At 53.3% G+C, this 21,062-nt stretch carries 10 protein-coding genes; 3 read left to right on the top strand and 7 right to left on the bottom strand.

Translation table 11 applies throughout. The features are described from left to right. Nucleotides 1–30 precede the first annotated feature (30 nt). On the bottom strand, nt 31–1,803 hold the full coding sequence (locus tag CA13_RS01955) for a DUF4339 domain-containing protein (protein WP_146394291.1): 1,773 nt from the start codon (nt 1,801–1,803) through the stop codon (nt 31–33). Between the two features lie 136 nt (nt 1,804–1,939). Between CA13_RS01955 and cyaB the strand changes: the two genes are divergently transcribed. After that, nucleotides 1,940–2,497: a class IV adenylate cyclase gene (gene cyaB / locus CA13_RS01950; RefSeq protein ID WP_146394290.1), complete on the top strand. Its 558-nt coding sequence runs from the start codon at nt 1,940–1,942 to the stop codon at nt 2,495–2,497. A gap of 105 nt (nt 2,498–2,602) precedes the next feature. Here cyaB and CA13_RS01945 read toward each other — a convergent pair whose 3' ends face one another. The 4 genes from CA13_RS01945 to CA13_RS01930 form a co-directional block, all read right to left on the bottom strand. Next, nucleotides 2,603–12,085: a putative Ig domain-containing protein gene (locus CA13_RS01945; protein ID WP_146394288.1), complete on the bottom strand. Its 9,483-nt coding sequence runs from the start codon at nt 12,083–12,085 to the stop codon at nt 2,603–2,605. 273 nt (nt 12,086–12,358) lie between these two features. Continuing rightward, nucleotides 12,359–12,820, bottom strand: a complete 462-nt coding sequence (fliW, locus tag CA13_RS01940) for a flagellar assembly protein FliW (RefSeq protein WP_146394286.1) — start codon at nt 12,818–12,820, stop codon at nt 12,359–12,361. Between the two features lie 248 nt (nt 12,821–13,068). Next, complete coding sequence (locus CA13_RS01935) at nt 13,069–15,024, bottom strand: flagellin N-terminal helical domain-containing protein (protein ID WP_146394285.1); 1,956 nt, start codon at nt 15,022–15,024, stop codon at nt 13,069–13,071. A gap of 240 nt (nt 15,025–15,264) precedes the next feature. Next, a complete protein-coding gene (locus tag CA13_RS01930; protein WP_146394283.1) occupies nt 15,265–16,377 on the bottom strand; it encodes a TIGR03032 family protein in 1,113 nt (370 codons plus the stop codon). A gap of 460 nt (nt 16,378–16,837) precedes the next feature. Here CA13_RS01930 and CA13_RS01925 point away from each other — a divergent pair, with 460 nt between their 5' ends. Beyond that, the gene (locus CA13_RS01925; RefSeq protein WP_146394281.1) at nt 16,838–17,422 is read left to right on the top strand and encodes a hypothetical protein; all 585 of its coding nucleotides are present in this window, start codon (nt 16,838–16,840) and stop codon (nt 17,420–17,422) included. 159 nt (nt 17,423–17,581) lie between these two features. Here the strand turns inward: CA13_RS01925 and CA13_RS01920 are convergent, their stop codons facing one another. Next, complete coding sequence (locus CA13_RS01920; RefSeq protein WP_146394280.1) at nt 17,582–18,331, bottom strand: sulfite exporter TauE/SafE family protein; 750 nt, start codon at nt 18,329–18,331, stop codon at nt 17,582–17,584. Beyond that, nucleotides 18,321–19,133: a 3-keto-disaccharide hydrolase gene (locus tag CA13_RS01915; RefSeq protein ID WP_146394278.1), complete on the bottom strand. Its 813-nt coding sequence runs from the start codon at nt 19,131–19,133 to the stop codon at nt 18,321–18,323. Before CA13_RS01915 ends, CA13_RS01920 begins: the two co-directional genes overlap by 11 nt. A gap of 388 nt (nt 19,134–19,521) precedes the next feature. On the opposite strand from CA13_RS01915, the gene CA13_RS01910 reads away from it, so the two are divergent. After that, entirely contained in the window at nt 19,522–21,060 is a 1,539-nt protein-coding gene (locus CA13_RS01910) for a Re/Si-specific NAD(P)(+) transhydrogenase subunit alpha (protein ID WP_146394276.1), read from the top strand. Nucleotides 21,061–21,062 lie beyond the last annotated feature (2 nt).

Raw genomic sequence — 21,062 nt, 5'->3', positions numbered from 1 at the left:
TGCTACTTTCAGGTGGAATGCGGATCGTGGTTATGGTTCGGGAATCTCGGTGGGGGCAACGTCAATGGTGTCCGTGTCAACGACGACGGATGGTATAGAGGATGGGACGCAGTGGAGGACCAAGTTCCCTTTTTCGTGCAGAATAATCACTCTCTTCTTGATGTTGTCGAGCAAAACTACATTTTGGTTTTGAGATTGCAATCGAGTCAGTTGAGTGTTCACCAACCTGAGACGCTGCCTTGCGTTGGCGAGCATCTCGGGAGTCTTGAACTCATTTGGTTCGAGAAAGGCGGTCAGATCAGTTTGTTCTTTCGTCAGAAGACTGAGTTGCTTGTTGTATAGATTAATTTGATTTGACATCGGAGCCATGAATTTTTCGAGTCGTCGAATCGAAAAAGGGCCTTCTTTGGTCCCCTCAACCCTACAAACCCACTTTCCTTTGATCGCGATCGATTCATGGTTTTCTGGCTTCTCGAGGCGAAGGTCGATTGCTAGGCCGGACACCGGGTCAAGCGTGACGCGAGTGGTCGAGTCGAAGGAAAGCTCACCCGACTCGGGGGTGAGTTGAATCTTTGTAGGTATCTCGGTCATCGAATCGACACGTACTTGATAGGTTTCATCGATCCCTGGGATGTCGGTGTACCAAGTGGACGAGTCGAGCTCGATTTTTAATTCCACCATGCGGCCTGTTTCGTCAGGAACAATTGGCTGCGTTGGCGTTAAACCGGTGAACTCGGCGGGATCAAATTGGTCACGAAGGACCGGCTTGTTGACGGCTGACGAGGCTGTGGCCGTGTCCTCGGCCCGTGAGTCTGTTTCAATGATTGTGGGGGGGGACATCTCCTCCACAACTGCAACGATAGTATGTGGCTTTTCGACGCGAGGCGGAATCGGTTCTTGAGACGTCTCGAGAGGTTCATTTACCGATGGGGCTGGTTGAAAATCGTTAGACGGGATATCGGCATCGGCAGGGCTATGGTTGGGTGTCGACTGTTGAATTGGCGCCGCCACGACCTTCTTTTTGTCTGCTTCGGTCCATCGCGAGAACAACTCGGATTTACTGGCGACGAAGTAGATCGGAATCGCAAAAACCAACGTCGGGATAAAAACTTGAGCGAGCGTTTTGACTAGCGCAAGTGGGTCGGATGGTTGTGCCGTTTGTGTCCTTACAGAAAACGACTTATCCGATAACGGCGAGGCTCCTTTTGACGGTGTCTGGGAGGGTAACGACGGGTTTTGGCTGTTTACCGATCCTTTGACGCAATACTGGGCGATCACCGGAACCGAGATCGCCGGTATCCAATCGTTTCCGGTCGCATTGACATGATGCAATTCGGTTTGCGATGTAATCTTGCCCTCACGAGCTGCTTCGATGAGGGCGGTCAAGGTGAATGGGCCGTGCTGCGTTTGCGAGTCATGCCGCAGATGCCAACTGTTCGCGTTTGAAATAGGTTGATCGGCGTTCGCGGTGGCGGGGCCGGGTGGTTTCGCCGACGCGTGTTTTTGCTCAAGACTTTTCTGATCATCACGCTTCTGCTTGCGACGCAGCGACTTATCGTAGGCCTCTTTGCGATCTGGGCTGAGTAGTTGCAGCCGCGCTTTTGCGATTCGGTTGGACAAGTCCTCGGAAAGTGCCGAATGTTCGCCGTTGGCAAATTCATGCAGATAGCTCAGATGCTTATCGGCAGCCGCATCGATTACTTCAGGGTCGGATTCGAACAGCGAAATACCCAGCAATCGGTAGTGATTCGGGGGCTGTTCGCTGGGGGGAATTCCGAGCCATTTATGAAGTGGGTCGAACATGAATGGGGGGCCTCTGCGGTGCTTGCGAGGTGTGTGTCATCCTTACACCTTCCATGCCACTATGATAACGATGATATTGCAATTTTTGAAGATCTGACGAATCACCACACCTTAATCGCCAAAGGGAGCGTCAATCATGTTTGAGGTTGAACAGAAGTTCCATGTCCCAGACGTTGAAGAGCTGCGTTCTTCGATGGATCAAATGGGATTAACGCCGGTTTCGACCGAGCAGCATGTTGACGCCTACTACAACCACCCCAGCCGAGACTTTGCCCAAACGCAAGAAGCATTGCGAGTGCGAAGGGTTAACGGGGTTCCGTATGTCACTTATAAGGGAAAGAAATTGCCCGGTGACGTCAAGGCTCGCCGTGAGTTGGAGTGGCATCTAAGCCCTGGGGATCCAGAAGGCGAGAATATGGAATCGCTGCTGAAATTGCTCGGTTTTACAAATGTTGCCCAAGTCAAAAAACGTCGAGATGTGTTTCAGTCACCAGCGGGACAATGGGAGGCTTTGACCGCTGTAATCGATCAAGTGGAGGGACTTGGCACGTTTGCGGAATTAGAATGGGTCGTCGCGGACGAAAGTGGCGTGGAGGCGGCACGAACTCAGATTCGTGATTTTGCAGCGGAATTGGGGCTCGACCACACCGAGCATCGAAGCTATTTGCGAATGTTGCTTGAGCTGCATGGCTAGGTTGTGCCGAACTGTCGGCACGACGGACGCCCGATGACACGGACGCCTGATGACACGGACGCCTGATGATACGGACGCCCGTTCACGCAGGCGTTTGCGTCGGAACTATTGCCAATCGGAAAAGGCTTTGTCTAGCAGACCAAATTTGCTTGCCTCGGACGGTTGGTCTTGGTTTTCCAGGCGTTCACTTGGATCCGCAATCTCCATTTCCTTAGGGTAATCAAACGACGAGTGATCAAAGCCACCATACTTCACCTGCGCCGACGAAAGGTCGCTTGCGATGGCCTCGCGAATTGGGTCTGAATTTTCGATCGAGCTTATGCCTTCAATCATCCATTGTCCAATTGGTTCCCCTTCGCCCGAAACACGTGTTTGACTCAAAAAGTTGATGACCTGCAAAGCGTCAAGTGGCGTTGCTTCACCATCACCGGTGACATCGAAATAGCTGTCCACCGGCGACTGCTCGCTGGGGGTCGGCAGCAGCGTGGGAATTTTCTCGCTTAGTCGGTTGATCACTCGAAGTGCATCGGCAGCGGAAATCTCGCCACTGCGGTCCACGTCGAGTGGATTCATCGGATTTGTCCAAGCCAAATCGTTCGACAATAGAATCGTAAATCGATCGCCCCCAATTTGGTGCCAAACGACATCGCCGTTCATTGTCGGCGTATTGAGCATCCAACCCTCGCTCGGCCCGCCTAGGTCGATTGCATCAGCCGAATCCGCCCAAACGGCCAACACCGAATCATCGCCAAACACTTGCCGCAGCGATGCGTTGGATCCGACGAGCAATTGACTGCCGACGGCTCGGAGGTCAATTTGTTCGATGCTTGTCAATGTGAGCTTGGCTTCCAGCAAGTTTAGGATAGATCCTTGCCCTTGGACCACCGCCGTATCGGTCCCCTCGCCACCATCAATTGCCGTAACATTTAGAGGCGAAAACGCGATGGTGTCATCGCCTGCGGCACTGGAAACTACCAGCGGTGATTGCGTTTCGGTTGGCATCACCTGTATCACATCATCCAGTCCACCGGTGACAATTTCCGTTGGCTCCCCTTCAATGATGATCCATTCGCCAACCAATCCGCTTGTGGTTGCATCGTAAACCTTGAACAATCCGTCTTCGGAAACGATTTCGAATTGATCTACGGGATGATCCAAGTTGGTAATCGTTAGCACGATCGGGTCAAGACTACCGTATGGGTTGCCTTCGCCGTCGGAAGTGATTTCCATCGTTAGCAATAGCGATTGGTCGCCGTCATCAATCAAATCGGGATTGCCGACGATCGTGACTTCCTGCGGTATGTTCCAATTGAGTGGGGTGAATTGGAACGTCGATGTTACGATTGTGACTTCATCGCCGGAGTCAACCGTTATGGCGACCAAAACATCAGCGATCGGTTCACTTTGTAGAACCATCGTGAACGAATCGCCGCTGCCTTGTTCGCTGACAATGGTGTTGTTGTCGATCTGGGAAATTTCGATTTCCGCGTGATCATCATCCTCGAATTGAAGCGTAATGACATCGGTTTCAAATCCATCCGCAGTCGCCGTGATTTCATTGAACGTCGTTCCGCTAGCGATTGCGTTATCGACGGGTGTTACAAAAAACGATACTGAGCTTTGCCCGGACCGGAGCGTAACGGATTCAGGAAGTGTCGCGGAACCGGGTTGGTTGGAATCGATTGTGACGACCAACGTATCCGCAATACCAACGTTGCGCCCGACGGTCACACGTGATCTGCCGCCGTTTTCGCTGATCGTGGTTTGATCGACTGACAATGACAATCGCGGCGTGTCGCCCACATGAACCGTAATGGTCTCTGAATCGGAACTGGTGGTATCGGACGCGACCACATCAAAGGTGTACGTCCCGGGACCCTGATCGTTTGTAGGAATCCAGCTGAATTCGCCGGTGGTCTCGTCGATCGTCGCACCTTGCGGAATCGTGCCGGCCAAATGATAGGTGACCACATCCGCAGGGTGATCGGTATCGGTGGCCACTGCGGTGAAGCTCAGCAAGTTGTTTTCCACCAGCGTTCGATCGCCGATTTCCTCAAGGACCGGAATCGCGTTAACCTCCGCGACCGTGATCGTCACCGTTTCAGCGACTGTTGCGATGCCATCGGAGACAACAAGGTCGAATACGAACGTGCCGGGGCCTTGCTCCTCAGCGGGCATCCAGTGGAAATCGCCCGTGGTTTCGTTCAAGGTTGCCCCGGTTGGGAAGTTGCCCGACCCATTTTCGACAAGATGGAAAGTGAGCGTGTTTTCCGGCGTGTCGCCATCGCTTGCCCTCGCTTTGAATAGCAGCGAAGTTAGCTCGGCAACCGATTTGTCGCCGATCTCGTCCAGTGTGGGTGATTGGTTTACTTCATCGACCGTCACCGTAATCGTTTCGGAATCAGACAATTCCCCATCGCCGACCTGGATGTCGAAGGTGAAACTTGCGGGGCCCTGTGCTTCGTTTGGTGTCCACGAAAACTCGCCAGTGGTCTTGTCAATTCGTGCGCCAAATGGAACGTCACCCGAAAGACTAAATTCAAGGTTGTCCGACGGTACATCAGTATCGGTTGCGGTCACTGCGAACGATAGCAACGTTTCTTCGTCAATGGTTTTATCGCCGATCGAATCGAGTATTGGTTGGACGTTGACTTCGCCGACGGTGATGGTGATCGTTTCGGAATCAGAGAACTCTCCGTCGCTGACGATCACATCGACTTTATAGATTCCTGGGCCTTGATCCTCGCTGGGGGTCCATGTGAATTCGCCCGTGGTTTCGTTGATCGATGAACCAGCGGGGATTTCCGGCGACCCATTCGGAGCGAGTCGATATGTCATTGCGTTGCCAGGTAAATCGGCATCAGTTGTCGTTGCAGTGAATGCGAGCAGTGTTCCTTCATCAACCGTTTGGTTACCAATTTGGTCAAGGCTTGGAGCCACATTCACTTCGCCAACGGTTACCACAATCGTCTCGGAATCGGTCAATTCACCATCACTGACAACGACATCAAACGTGAACACGCCGGGCCCTTGTGCTTCGGAGGGAATCCATGAGAAGACGCCCGTGTTTGGATCCATTGTGGCACCGGCGGGCACGTCGCCCGACTCATCGGCGGCAAGGCTATACGAAAGTGTGCCAGCAGGAATATCGCCGTCGGTTGCAGCGGCCGTAAATAGTAACCGGGTTCGTTCGTCGACGGATCGGTTGCCAATCGGTTCAAGTACCGGTGGCTTGCCATGTTCGTTGACCGTAATTGTAAAGGTCGCCGCAGCGTCTAGCTCTAACACGCCATTGTCGGTGACACGGACGGTCACGTCGAATTCGCCAGGCCCTTGGGTCTCGGTCGGCGTCCAAGTGAACTCGCCAGTATCCGCATTGATTGCCGCGCCGGTCGGTGCACCGGGATCAAGGCTGAAAAGTAATGCATCGCCCGGCAAATCGATGTCCGTCGCTGTGATGAAGAGACTTAGCAAACTCTCTTCGTCGATCGTTTGGTCGGGGATTTCATCCAGTACCGGTGCTGCGTTGCCAAGCACATCGATTGAATCAGAGCTGTCAATGTAGCCGCCGGCGGTGGCAGTGATGACCACCGATTTTGTGCCGTCGCGAACTTCATCGTCAACGCCGCGAATCGTGAACGTCGCTTGTGACCGCCCAACGGGGATTGTGACAGTCGTGGGAACCGTCGCTTCGCTAACCAGATTACTGTCGAGCGAGACAACGAGTTCATTGGCGAGATCGATATTCATTCGCCGCACGGTTCCTGTGGCAACGCCATCGGCTTCATGCACCGCTTCATCGTCGATCGTCAACGATAATGTCTCGTAATCCGTGACGTTGACGTCGACCGAAGTGGATTCGGTAAACCCAGTGGCGGTGCCTGTAATGGTCACGGTTTTCGTTCCATCGAGAACGACATCGTCGACCGATGAGATCAAGAACGTAGCCGATGGTGCATTTGCAGGTATTGTCACCGTTGTGGGAACGGTAGCCTCGGTCAAATCACTACTCACCAACGAAACAGAAATCAACTCGTTGAGATTGGTTTGACCGCGAGAAATCGTGGCGGTCGCGAAGGCTCCATTTTCGCTGAGGGAGTTGATGTCAACAGTCATACTAAGCGATTCATGATCGGTGACCAATAAACCGGCTTGGTCGCCGATATAACCGTTCGCATCGACGGCGACGGAAATTGCCACGGATCCATCAATGATGTCGTCGTCAACACCCGTTAGCGAAAATGTGAATGAAGACTGATTCGCGGGTATCGTCACTCGATTGGGAACCGAGGCTTCGGTTGGGTCGCTGATTGAAAGTGTCACATCGAGCGGTTCGCTAATGTCGGTGTTATTGCGTGTGACGGTGGCGTTGGTCACTCCTGCATTTTCGCGGATCTCCGCGGCATCGATCGTCACCGACAATGTTTCGTGGTCGGTGACAAAAACGTTTGTTTCGTCAGTGATTAGCGTTGTTTCTGTTGCCGAAACATGTTCAGCCGTGGCGGTGATCGTCACGGTTTGCGATCCGTCGAGTAGTCGATCGTCGACGGCGGATAGTGAAACCGAAGCGGACGAGGCACCCGCCGCAATGGTAACGGTTGCTGGTAAAGTCAGTTCGCTTGTGTCGCTCGATGTTAACGTGACGATCATCGGGTCGGTTGTGTCGGCGTTGATCCGCCGAACGGTAAGCGAAGCGGACGGCGAGGTCGCGTTCTCAGAAAAACTGGTTGCTGATGTTGTGATTTCGAGCGCTGGCAACCCAATGGTCAGTGTCGATCGATAGTCACCCCCAGGAATCCCGTTGCCTGACGGAGTGTTTTTCCATAGCAGCGAATTGGTGTTGCCTTGGATGGCACTGCTAAGGAATTCTCCATCGAGCAGGTGACCCGCTTCGTTGGTAATTCCGCCCGGGTCACCATTGGCTTCGAATAGGTAATAGCCATTGGGCAGTGAGTCGAACTGCATCGTTGCAACCAAATGCACTGGATCCCAGTCGATCACTCCATCGTTGTCTTCGACAAAAAGATCGTCGTCGTCAAAGAAATCGGGGTTTGGGCTATAGCGCAAAACCAAGTTTTCGGTCGACAACGTCGTAAGGTCTACGTTGGCGCTAAACGTGATCTCAATTTGATCTAAAACGGAACTGGATGTTCCCGATTGACTCGAAAGATCCAAGTTTGTGATTGCTGGACCATGGACGAAACCATCCGTTGCAATCATTTGGCCGGGCAATATCCAATCGAGATAGGCGGTGTTGCCGCCGCCGCCCTCTTCATACTGCATGCGAATTTGGTACGCACCGGCGGCGAGTGGACCCGTTGGCGTTCCCGGTGTGGTGCCTTGGCCACTGCCCCAATGGTTATCGAACAATTCGGATGTTGTATCAAACGTTCCATCGCCGTTTAGGTCGACCCATAAACGACTGCTATCATCACTACGCGTGAACAACTGGACGCCGTCTTGGGGAATCGAAACCCATCCATCCCATTGGACCGAAAAGTCGTCCCAATTTTCATCGTCTGCGCCACCCGTGATTCCAACATCTGAACGAGTGCCAAAAGTGTCCGTTGAGAACGAAATTTGCGAATCGATCCGTGTTCCCGATATCGTTTGCGTCGTTCGCCAATCATCTTGTGCCGAATAGCTTCGCAGACTCGTATTGACAAAGCTGCCGGTGATACCGGGTGTGGTCAATTCGGAGTCGGTAAAGAGTGCACTTTCCGGGACCGCTTGAGAAACGAGAATGTTCTCGGCAACCGTGATCGAATGCCCTGCCGCGTCTAATACTTGGCCGTCAATTCGATAGCTACCCGAGTCGGGAACGCCACGACTATAAAGAAACAGCGTGGGATTGCGGACTTGGTTTACGGTGTCATAGATTGCATCGAGCGGTTGAAGCGTATCGTCGGAAGTCCCAAATTCGCCATCGGGACCAACGCCACGCAAAGTGAATTCGGTCGCGTGAACATCGACGACGGATAATTGCGAACTGAGCCCCAATCGGAACTGACCGCGGTTGTATGGATCACGCCAATAGGACACACCGTTGATTGTTGCCGGTGTCGTATCGACCCTGTCCACGGTCAAGTGCGTTACAAAGGATCCGCCCGGCGTATCATCACCACTGATTGTGGGGAATTGGAAATCGGTGGCGATTTCTCCGTCAAGGCGGTTGCCGACCATGTCCGTGACGCCGCCTACGTCCCCATTCAATGTGATCGTATACGTATCGACGGGAAGAGGCGTGTCGGCCGTCCAAATAATAGTGGATTCGAGTGGGTGGACCACAGCGGTGCCCGATATTGGGCCACTGACCGCTCCGACGATCGTCAAATTATCGCCCGTGATTGAATCGGGATCGACAATATCATTCATCAGAAATAGCAATTGACTCGTGCTTTCAATCACGGATTCGTTGTCGGGAACCACCGCGAGCACTTGCGGACCTTCGTCGTCCATCGCACGCGACGGCGTGACCTTAAACCGGTAGTCGCCGATGGAGGCATCGCTTCCCGACACAACAATGGTGACTTGCTCCGATACCGAGAAAGTGATGTCGATGAATGGATCGACCGAAGCAATGGCACTGTTGCGATCCATTGCATCGTCACTGGACGCCAAAACGGTTCCGTCCGCACGGAGGACTTGCAACGTCGCGTCGAGCGGGTATTGGAACTCGGCCGAGTCGATGTCGAACCAGTATCGTTCGCCCGCGAGTACACTCAAAGTGAATTGATCCGAATCGTCGCGATCATCAATTGCACTGTAAACGACGATGCGGTCGTTCTTGTCATTCACGTTCTCTGAATCCAGCACCACCATGTTTGCACCTCGGTGGTTTGGAACTGCGATTTCGTTAACATCGTCATTGTCGAAGTCGCCCACCGACGCCATCGCTTCGGAATTGCCAGCTTCGAGGCTGATTTCGCGAGTGAATTGGCCATCGCCGGTCCCTAACATCACCTTTAGCGATCGACCATAATTCGAAAGCAACAAGTCCATGTTGCCGTCATTGTCGATATCCGCCGAACGCACAAAGCGAGGGTTTTGGGTAAGTGGAATCGTTGCCTGGGAAACCAATTCCCCTTCAACGCTCAAGAACACTTCGAGCGTACTTGCTTGATGATCACCAAGCACCACATCGGCGATGCCGTCGCCATTGAAGTCTTCGCTAACGATGCTTTGACCGTCTCCGCCAGCGGTGTCGATATCCGTGCGAACGAATTGGCCCGTTCCATCCCCGGTCAATACGGTCATTGTTGAGACGTCGCCATTGGCCGTTGCCAAGTCGATATGGCCATCGTTATTAAAGTCACCTGCCGCGATCGAATGAGGGTTGCGATCGGTTGCAAATCGATCGCTGACGGTGAACGAGCCACTGGCGCTGCCAAGCAAAACCTCTGCATAGCTCCATGTCGCGGCGACTAAATCCAACGCTCCATCATTATTGACGTCCGCCGTGGTAATCCCAAGCGGACGATTGCCCAATGCATACGTAACGCCGTTCGCAAAAGACCCGTTCCCCGAACTGAGGAATACGACCACGCGACTTTCATCACTAGCGATCGCGGCGATATCGTCATTTCCGTCCGCATTGAAGTCGCCGACCGTTAGCGTCTCGGCGTACCAAAGCATGGCATCACCGACACTCAGAACCACAGGGTTTGCAAAGGTGCCATCTGGGTTACTGAGGAAGACGTCGACTTGATCGGTCGTGTCGCTCGATACCGCCACATCGTCTCGACCATCACCATTGAAATCGCCGCTGACGGAAAATATCGGCCGGTCGCCTGTGGCGTAGGAGGCGACAGGTTTCGGATCCAATGTCATTTCGCTCAAGTAAGGGCCTAGGTTGGTTCCCTCGGCTGAATCCATTTGTTCGGAAATGTAAACTTGGGCGCCCGGTTGCAAGGACCAATCCAGGTAATTGCGAACGTTGTAAAGGCCATTGCCCGGTCGACGCGAGTCGGTTCCTTGGAACGAGTAGGTGTCGCCTACAGGCAAGTATTCGGTGTTTCCCACATACGACATCAAGCCTTGTGTGTCACGTGCGTGTGGTAAACCGACGGCGTGGCCGAATTCATGCATCACGGTAGCAGAGGTGTAGTACCTGATTTGGTCGATGGCCGTTTCACCGGCCGCATTGACGGTTCCGCCTTTACTAGCCCGATATCCGTGAGATCCGCCGCCCCATCCGCCAGCGCCAATGTCACCAAAGTCTCCGATCCCTGAACCGACGTACTCACTGCCTTCGATTGGTTTGGTTCGCGTTACCTCGACGTCAAAGCCTTTGTAACGAGAATCAAAAAGCCCCATGAAATAGGGGATCCCTTCGGTTGCCGCGTAGGCATTGACGCGGTCGTATCCGAGGTACGATTCGTCCGAATCAAAATCCATGAAATGAACCGAATGGTCGCGTTGTAACGAGATTCCGTTGTTTGAATTTGCCGTCAACGCGTAGACGCCAAGTCCTACCGGTGCGGTTGCAAAGACCTCGACATAATAGGTCCCAGGGGTCAATGCCGTGGTTTGTTCGGTGGACATGTAACCGTTGTCGGCGAATCTCAAAATTTGGCCGCGATCATTGAATAGTCGCATCTCTTTCCCACTGTCGACAATTTTCTCTTGCCAAGAAAATTGAAGATCGAAACCGAGGAATTGGACTGCGTCGACTTCAAAGCGATAGATGTCGCGGTCTTCTGCAATGTCTAGTTCTCCGAGCAAGGTGTTGGCATCGCTCGCGAAAGCATGGTCAAATCCATTGCCAAGTTCGCTTGCCAAACGAGCGTCCGACTTACGGTCAACCACAGCAACGTAGTCACCGGTGACGGCACCGGCGGCGTTGTCCGACGAGAACGTGATATAAACAGTCTCGTCAACACTGGTTTCAATTGCGATACCGAGTCCACTTTGGGTTTGGCCGAGTATATCGCCCGCGACATTGGTGATCGTGACCGCTGGGTTGCTTTCTGCTAAACCCGCAAACGCAACCATGACCGATCCATTGGCTGTTGCATCGAGTTGAAAAACATCGACATCCGTTGCCGAACCGAGCGAGCCGGTGAACGCACGACCGAGCGGAACATTGCCCGCATCGGCTACGGCGTCGTTGGGTTCCGATTCTGAATCCGTGGGCGCGTCGGTGATAGACGAATTCATCGCGTATTCACCAACAAACGTGCCGAAAGCATTGTTCGCAAAAATGCCAATGACATAGTCGCCCGTGCTCGCGGCGGTGATCGACAAATCGCGTCCATCAAACGACGCTGCAATCAAACTGCCGTCCGCGTCATAGATTTCCAAGCCTGGCGGCAAGGTGGGGCTGAACCTTGGTGCGTTGACGTTAAAGGTATCGACTGTGAATCGTTGCCCTTGGGTCAGCTGAGTGGAGAAATAGTCGATGTCGGTGACGCGACTCAATTGGCCTTCGAGGATCTCTCCGGCAACGTGCGAAGTCGCTGTGGCAACGGTATCATTCGGCTCAATTTCGGCTGCCAGCAGGCGGCGAGCTTCAAGTGATTCGCAGGACAAACGCCGGCGCGAAAGCTGGGGACGACGAGATCTCGATTTGCGTGGGAAGAATCGCATCAGTTTTGTCTCACTTTTTGCGACTGTCAGTCGAGCAACTGCCGCAAATCAGGGGTAGGGGGGCGCCAAGGAGGCACCTTCCAAGAAGTAGACAAAAGCATAGCAACTTTCAGCGTGAAATGTTGCTGGGAGCAAAAGAATCGATCGTTGTAAATCGTGCCGCGACGATGTAGCTGGAATTATTTCGCGGGAATCGATTTCAGTCGGTTTGCCGATGATCGAGAGCGGTGAGAGGTTCACCGCAGAAGGTAGGATTGCATTGCGGAGCCGCGACTACGCCGCTCGGCACTTGACGAGCGAGCCTACGACGACTGCTTTAGCGAAAACAGGCAAGGTGTGTTGGATCGATAGCTCGTTATCCGCGATGATCTGGCATCCTAATCGTCGCTCTAGGTTCAGCAGAATCGGTGCTCGTAGGTTGGTCGTCACTTTGCCTTCACGGCCCGATACTGTTGTCATCACATACAACTCGGTGCTCGGTTGCAAATGTAAACTGCCGAGTTCGCGGCGGCTCAGGTGGACGCGGTAGTCCTCAAAGAAGGCACGCGGGCTGATCAGTGGTATTGCCCGATCGCCTCGTGTCACACTTTGTAGCCATGCGACGCTTTCCGTATGAGGATCGGGCAACAACGCCCATTGGCGAAGTGTCTCCATGCCGATCAAGCCCTGCGGGAACAAGAACAACTCGTCTGAGTTGATGTTCAATGCACCAAAGCGATTCGTGTCGATTTTCATAACGCTTTTCTTTCTAAGCAGGCGTGATTTCGGCAGGCCCGAACAATAGGTAGTCACCGAGTGTGTTGACGTTCTGTCAAGTTACCTACATCAGTCATCGCTGAATTGGGTGTTGCTATGGCACGATTCCAGCGACCAACGGGAGCGGGCGAACGTGAGGCGAGCGGTAGCTCGCTTCGCTTGCGGTTGTACCGCACTACGGTCTTGTATCCTTATCGGACGCATTACCATCAAAATCGACAAAATCGCTACAAGAAATTTAATAGCGTCAATTGTGACATTTGGCCAATGATTCGCATCGATGCTTCCATCGCAATTTGGCGCCGATTTACTTCGCTAATCACCGTTGCTAAATCGGCGTCGACCTCGTCGGATAATTGAGACTTCATTTGGACGACTTGATCTCCGGTTGCATCTCTCATGTCTTCTAGGTTTCGCGACCAAATACCGACTCGCGATCGAGCCGACGTGGATCGGTCGAAATCCTCATCGATTCGTTGTTGAAGTCGTTCGATCTCGGGGATGTCCCCGTCGAGAATCGCTTTTTCGAGTCGCGTCAATGTATCAAGCGCGCCACCGGCATCGAGCGGCATGTAATCGATACCGGCGATTTTATTCACCGGTCCGACGGTGACACCCTGTGCTTCGTTTTGACCGTTCGGAATCAAACCGAGACGAGTTCCCGCATTACTGATTTCACTTTGGCGGACGGTTAGCGGTGCCGCGCCGGGCGGCGCCTGTAATTCGATCCCGTTACCGACTAAGTTCAAGCTGACCAATACCTTCTGGGCGTCTTGGTTGTCCGGGTGATCGCGAATCATCGTCATTACATCGTCGACGGTAATCGCGCTTTCCAAGTCGAATTCCAGTGTTTGGCCATCGGGGCGAACAATCGTGAGGTCAATTGTGTCACTGTTAAGCACCATGCCGCGACCACGGCCAAGCGAATCGAGTGTGGTTTGCTCGGTCGCCGAGCGGATGCCCAGTGATCGGGCGGCATTACCGTTGTTTTCGCCTATCGAATAATCCACCCCACTACGGAGTGATCGCAATTGGATCCGTCCCTCCGATTCGTTAAGGGACGCTTGAATGTCCGCTTCGCTGCGGTTGATCGCGATTAGCACATCGCCCATTGTCTCGGCTTCCGAGAGATCAACCGTGAAGGTTTGCGAGCCTTGGTTGATCGTGATCCCGCTACTGAGATCGAGCCCAACGCCGTGGGCGAGGTCTTCGATCTTTGTGTTGGTCGTTACACGCGGACTGAGCGAGTCGCCAATGATGGGCGGCGCGGACATGCCTCCCGTGTTTTGGATCGACAAATCGCTTGCTAACGAACTGCCGGGCATATCCTCGATCGCCAATGTCCCGGGCAATCCATCGGCGTAATCGATTTGAATGGAGTCGTCAAACACTTTGACGTCCAATTTGCGTCCATCAATTTCTAATGCATTCAAGACATCAGCGACGTCACCAATGCTGGCTGCGGTTCGCAAGTCGACTTCGGTGTATTCCGTACCGCCAGAAATGCGAATCACACCCGTTTCAACTCCTTTGCCGCTACGCATATCGACCAATCGGGTTGAATGGTCCAAGGCGGCATTGAGAGGTTCTCCTTCGAGGATCATCGCGAACGCCCCGAGTGTTTCCGATGCGGTGACGTTGATTGCCGTCGGAGTGCCGGCCCCAACTTCGCTATGCCCTACCGCACCGTGTCCAGTGAATACGATATCGCTTTCGTCATACTGAAACGCATTCCCAGCGTCGAGAATGCCGCCAAGCAATTGTTGATCGCGGAACATTGAATTTCCGGCGGCAAATATTGTTTGAATCGATTCGCGGACGCTCATCGCGATTGCTTCTCGCTCGTCATCCGAAATGATCGTACCGACCCCTTCCACGGCAGCCGCGCGAGCATTGATTAGGGCGGTGTTGACTCGTGATAGTGCATCGTCGGACGCTTGGTAGAATCCCGATACCGCGTTTGCATTGCGAACCAATTGTTCACCGCGGTCAATACCACGGTTCAATCCAAGGGCCCGGTTGGCAGCGGCCGGATCGTCCGAAAGCCGCAGCACTCGGCGGCCTGACGATAATTGGTCATATTGTCTTTGCACTGCCAATTGATCGGATGTCAATTGATACAGCAGTCGTTGTGACGTTAGCGATGAGCTTGTCCGCGTGGCCGAGACGGGCAATAGCGACATGGTCCTTCTCAGCCTCCTTGGTGGTTGTTGGCTTTGCTTCTAAATGGTCTCGGTTTCGCCAGGATATTTTTTGGCAAATCCGCATGCAGAGCCAGACTACAGATGAAGTTTCTATCGGCTTGAAGTCTGAGTCGTAACCAGCAAAACCACTACAATTGGCTTGAAGTCGCGCCCGAATCCGATCCATCCCAGCGGTATTGGCATTGCGAATACGTGCTGCATATGTGGCTTTGGGCAAACTCAGTTGGTGCTGGGCAAATCGGCTAAGACCCAATCGGGCAACGAGTACGAGTTGGCTAATAACTCGCGGTCTTCGTTAACTAATTCCGGAAACCTTGCTCCACTCAAAACCTCTACGCTGAAGATTTCCTGAACAGCGCCTTCAAATTTGACGAAGGCAACAATCTGACCGGAATGGATATTCACCACCCAGATTCCGCAGATTCGCTCGTTTAAGTTTCGCTGAGCGATCGGGACGCCACCAAATACGGCGGTTTCGCGTACTTGAGATAGTCCAATGAAAGCAAACGGCCCACAAAATGACAATCCACGAGTGAACCCAGGCAACTCCACAACGGATTGATAGGTTCCATTTGCCAAGTCGATGAAACCGAACCCCCCCGTACCTGATTGTAGGACCCACAACTTGCCATCGTACCAGCGAGGCGAATGTGGCATCGAAAGGTCTGCGGCGATCGTTTGGTTGGTTTGCACATCGATCATCACGCCACCATCATTCTTTTTCGCACGCCATCCACTGGGATCATTCGTTGCACCGAATGCAGTTACGTAGCAAACCGTTCCGTCGCGGGTTGCCAAGCCGTTTAGATGGCAGCAATCGGTGGGGGCGAAATGCGAAACGAATGGAGGTCGCCAAACCGGTTCAAAATGGAAATCCGTGCTGCGCCGTGCCAAGCAAGAAAAACGGGTGTTAACAAAAATCAGTTCTTCGCCGGCCCACGCCATCTCGTGAATTTGAACATCTCCTGTCCAATGAACCACCCGCGGCAAAAAACAAGCGTCATGCCTTTGGCCGCTCGAATTGGGTTGCTGATCCAAACGGGTGCATGCCGCAGGAAGATTATGAAACTCCCAAATTTGCATCGCAGTGCCGACCGCGATTCGGTTTTTTTGGACAGCTAAGCCCATAGGTTGATCGAAGACGCGAAAATGGGTGTTGAGAACATCGTTGTCGGCCCGCACGACGATGAGCTTTCCCGCTTGGTAAGTCGTCAAAAGAAGCGAGATGCCGAGTTGGTTCAAAATCTCGGGAAAATTTGACGTATGGACGGATCCCAGCGGTTCGCCCGGAGGTAGCGGTTCGCCCCGTGATAGCGGTGATTCAATCGTCATACGTGATGGTTTCCTGTGGTCGTAACGTTTTCCACCGGCGATCGCCCGAGATAAAAAATAGCAAAGGACGGGGTGCCGCGAGCATGTCGAAGTCACGGCGAAGGTGGGTGAGTTGATAAGAATTGGGGAAATGGTTAGCTCGTGATGAACTCGCTTGTATCGGTATGGTGCTCAGGTCAATGGTACTTTCCCGTGCCGGTTGTGCCGAAAAAGACGAATTTTCACTTGCAGGCCAGTGAGCGCAAAGTGGCGAACTTCCGCCTGATTTCTTCGAATTCTAACGGTAATGATGCGAAGCTGGGCGGTTTCGGTATTTTGGGAGGCAATTTTATTGATTCGCAATACTTGCGATGTAGACTTGAACGAGGTTTAAATTGGTGGTGATACCATGTCGATGGGTCAGCGCTATGACTGAAAAACTAAACAGACAAAAAGAACGATTACTTAGTTAGGCTGAACGATGCATATCACACGAATCCTTTCACTCTCGCTTGCGACCGCTTTGGTTGCGACCGTTTGTGCTCCCGCTCACGCGTTTATGTTGGTTTCCACCACTTCAGCCGTTGCTGAGGGATCCGTGGATTTTGACACCATGATCGGCGACTTAAACATTGTCGCTGCGGATGAAACGCTTACATGCACGCAGAAGACGGCACAGTTTGACGCGGCAATCGCGAAACTCGATGCAATGCTTGACGCTGGGACGAACGTGGAAGCGGACGTTTTGGCTGTACGCGATGCGATCGCAGAACTTCGCCGAACCCTGAAATGCTCCGAACGACATCTCGCCAATTGCCCTCACTGCTCGGGTGCAACGGCTATGGATGGTGGCTTCGTGGACGGTGGCTTTGGCAATCCTGTAATGGGCGGCGGTTTCGTCTCGACAGGCGGTGGCGGCGGTGGTGGCGGAATCGCTAGCAGTATCGGTGGCGGTGGCGGACCGCGTCTTGGCTTGCTCCTAGGCGGAACGGCTGCAGCAATCGCAATCCCATTGGCAACCTCGGGCGACGACGACCCTGGCACACCGGCTTCGCCTTCTAATTAATCGCGACGCTTTCGCTAAGCAATCAATATTGATCAAAAGCCCACTCGGTATTCGAGTGGGCTTTTTCTATTTAGAGTTGCCGATCGCATCGCCAGGACAGGTCCTGGCCTACGGTGCGCCCAGTCAATAACGATGCGCCCAGTCAATGATGAGAGTGCTTTAGAACCACCCCAGCAACCGAGCTGCAGCGATGGCTGTAAACGCTAGTAGAATGACGTTGAACCAGAACTGGGGGACGCGGTGAACCAGCCATCGACCTGCTAACATCCCCATCGGCACGGCGGCTGCGAATGTTACATTGACAGCCAACGTGGATGGCGTGATCAGACCCAGGTTGAAGCTCAAGGGCAATTTGATCAGATTCAATACCAGGAACAACCAAGCGCTGGTTCCGATCAATTCCCACTTTGGCAAACTGACGGCTAACAAATACAGCGCGACCACCGGTCCCGCAGCGTTAGCCAGCATGGTCGTCATCCCGGCCAGCAATCCCAAAACGAGTGCGAACCAACGGGAATGGGGAATCGAATCGAACGCCTCCGGTCGCCACATTCGCAATCCTTGGATCACCGTCAGCACCATGATGATGACTCCGACAACGATTCGGAAGATGTCTTCGTCGAGCGATCCCATCATTTTCCAGCCGATGAGAATCCCCGTCAGGGTTGGTGGCAACAGTCGACGTACGTGAGTCCAGTCAGCAACTTGGCCAAACAACCGAATTGCAAATAGATCGCCAACCACCAGCAGCGGTAGCAGCACACCGGTGGATTCTTTGGGACCAAACACAATCGCGAACAGTACCACATGCAGCATGCTGACGCCGGGAAACCCAGCTTTGCTGAATCCGATCCCGCCGGCGCCGAGCACGACCATGGCAATTTCGAGAGCCGACAGGCTACTTAGCATCGGCGTTAGCTTGATCCGACTCGGGAAGTACCATGATTTCAACCTTGCGGAAATCTACCGGGTGACTCTCGGATTGCAGCGAAATCGAGCCGCCTGAGAGTGCGATGGTGCCATGCTTGTCTGCCAACGCTTTTGCATGAGCGTCTCGCGGATCTAACTGAGCCTCGCTGTATTCAATGACCGTTTTGCCATCGATGATATGTTTAATGACTTGGTTCCCGTGGACTTCGATTTCAACGGTCACCCATTGTTCACCGTGGTAGGTTTCCGATGTCGAACTCGTACAGTGAGGCATAAACAAATCGCCCTTGAGAACCACATTTGTTCCGGGCGTACACAAATTGGCGGTACTTCGGTCGTGGGTGCCATCGCCTCCGAGCAGTTGGACTTCGATCGACGTGGGAAACCGTTGGTCAACATCCATTTCGGCGGGTGATTCGCCGTGGATCATGACCCCGCTATTGCGAGTTGCCCATCCAGCACCACCTTTGCACTGATCGCCCACAAAGCGGTATTCGACGCGAAATCGGTAGTTTGAATAGGGCGTGTCACAGAAAAGATGCCCAAACGTTTCGTTGAACGAGTCATATTGGTCATATCGGACCTTCAACAAGCCATCCTCGACACGAAACGTATTGCCAAAGTTGTCACCTGCTTCGTGGAAGCGAATTTTAGGCGTCCATCCTTCTAAGCTCTTGCCGTTGAACAAAGAAACCCATTCGCCCGGAGCTTCGGCGTGAAGTTGGCTCGTTAGTGAGAGCAGAAAGAACAATGAAAGAAGCGAACAGGAAAGTCGGCGCATGTGATTGGTCGTGGTAGGAGGGTAGCGGATTCAAAGCAAGGCTTCGATTCTACACCAATCGCCTGCGGTTGTGGCCTATGGGTTGTTGGGACCTACAGGGTTTACATGGCAAAAGTTTTTTCGTCCTGTGGCGATCGGCGTGTCGCCATCAGCTTGTGGGGACAACCTGCTTGACCTACCATCGAAAGGTAGCCCGAGAGCTAGGCCCGTGAGGTAGCCCATCGTTCAAGCAGGCTATCGCGAAACAAGCAGGCTATCGCGAAACAAGCAGGCTATCGCGAAACAAGCAGGCTATCGCGAAAACGGGTTACCAGGAACGAGGCCCTTTGTGAAGACGCATCCCGATTCTCTGAAGGCACGAATCTCTCTCTGAAGGTACGAATCGAAAATGAAAGTCGGTATCACGAAAGAGATTTTCGCGCGCGAGTGTCGTGTCGCCGCGACACCCGAGACAGTTCGTCGGTTGAAAGAAAAGCTCGGTTTCGATGTTGTTGTTGAAACCAACGCAGGTACTGCGGCCAGTTTTCATGACGACGCCTATCGCGCCGTGGGCTGCGAAATCAGCGGCGACGCAAACCACGTTTGGTCAACAGCCGACATTATCTTAAAGGTACGCTCGCCTGAGGACCACGAAATTGCCCAAATGCACCAAGGGCAAACGTTGATCAGCTTTATTGCGCCGGCAACCAATCGGTCCCTCCTTGAAAAGTTGTCTGCAAAGAACGTCAATGCGTTAGCGATTGATGCGATCCCGCGGATCAGTCGTGCGCAGAAGATGGATGCACTGAGTTCCACCGCTAACATCGCCGGTTATCGAGCGGTCGTTGAAGCGGCTGGTTTGTTCGGACGATTCTTTACGGGCCAAATCACGGCAGCTGGTAAAGTGCCGCCAGCGAAAGTACTCGTCATTGGTGCGGGCGTGGCCGGTTTGTCGGCGATCGGGACGGCTCGCGGACTCGGAGCAATCGTTCGCGCGTTCGATGTACGCCCCGAAGTGGCCGAGCAAGTGCAAAGCATGGGGGCCGAGTTTTTGACGGTACAAATCGACACCGAGGAAGAAGCCGGTACCGCTGGCGGTTACGCGAAAACGATGAGCAAGGAGTTCATCGAAGCGGAAATGGCATTGTTCGCGGCTCAGGCGAAAGAGGTCGATATCATCATCACCACGGCGCTGATCCCCGGAAAAACGGCACCCACTTTGATCACGCGCGAAATGGTCGAATCGATGCGCCGAGGGAGCATTGTCGTTGACTTGGCTGCCGAACAGGGAGGTAATTGTGAATGCACCGTTGCAGATCAAGTGACGATGCATGCGGGGGTGCATATTGTTGGCTTCAGCGATTTGGCGAGCCGGTTGGCTCATACATCAAGCCAGTTGTACGGAACCAATTTGTATCATTTACTCGAAGAAATGGGCGGTGCCGAGAACTTGCACATCGACATGGACAACGTGGTGATTCGCAGTGCCACGGTTGTTCACAATGGCGTCATCACTTGGCCTCCGCCACCGGTCGCTGTTTCAGCAGCCCAACGCGCCACTGCACCGGAACCACTGGCGTCGCCGGCAACGGTTGTGCAAAAGCGAATTGGAATGGTCGACCTTTTGATCTTGGTTGCCGCAGGTTTGGTGCTCGTTGGTATTGGAATGACGGGGAACCGAGAATTTATCACCGATATGACAGTTTTCGCTTTGGCGTGTTTGATCGGTTGGCAAGTGATTTGGAATGTGAGTGCATCGCTACATACACCACTGATGAGTGTGACCAATGCGATCAGTGGCATTATTATTGTCGGCGGAATGGTCCAGGTCGGTACACAAAGTATCGCTGCGATAATCCTTGGTGCGGTGGCAATCTTCTTTGCCACGATCAATATCGCTGGTGGTTTTCTGGTGACGCATCGCATGTTGAAGATGTTTCGAAAATAGGC

This window comes from Novipirellula herctigrandis, from assembly GCA_007859835.1.
In the GTDB taxonomy this organism is placed as follows: domain Bacteria; phylum Planctomycetota; class Planctomycetia; order Pirellulales; family Pirellulaceae; genus Novipirellula_A; species Novipirellula_A herctigrandis.
The sequence above is the reverse complement of the archived record's forward strand: the minus strand, read 5'-3'. Positions and strand labels throughout refer to the sequence as shown.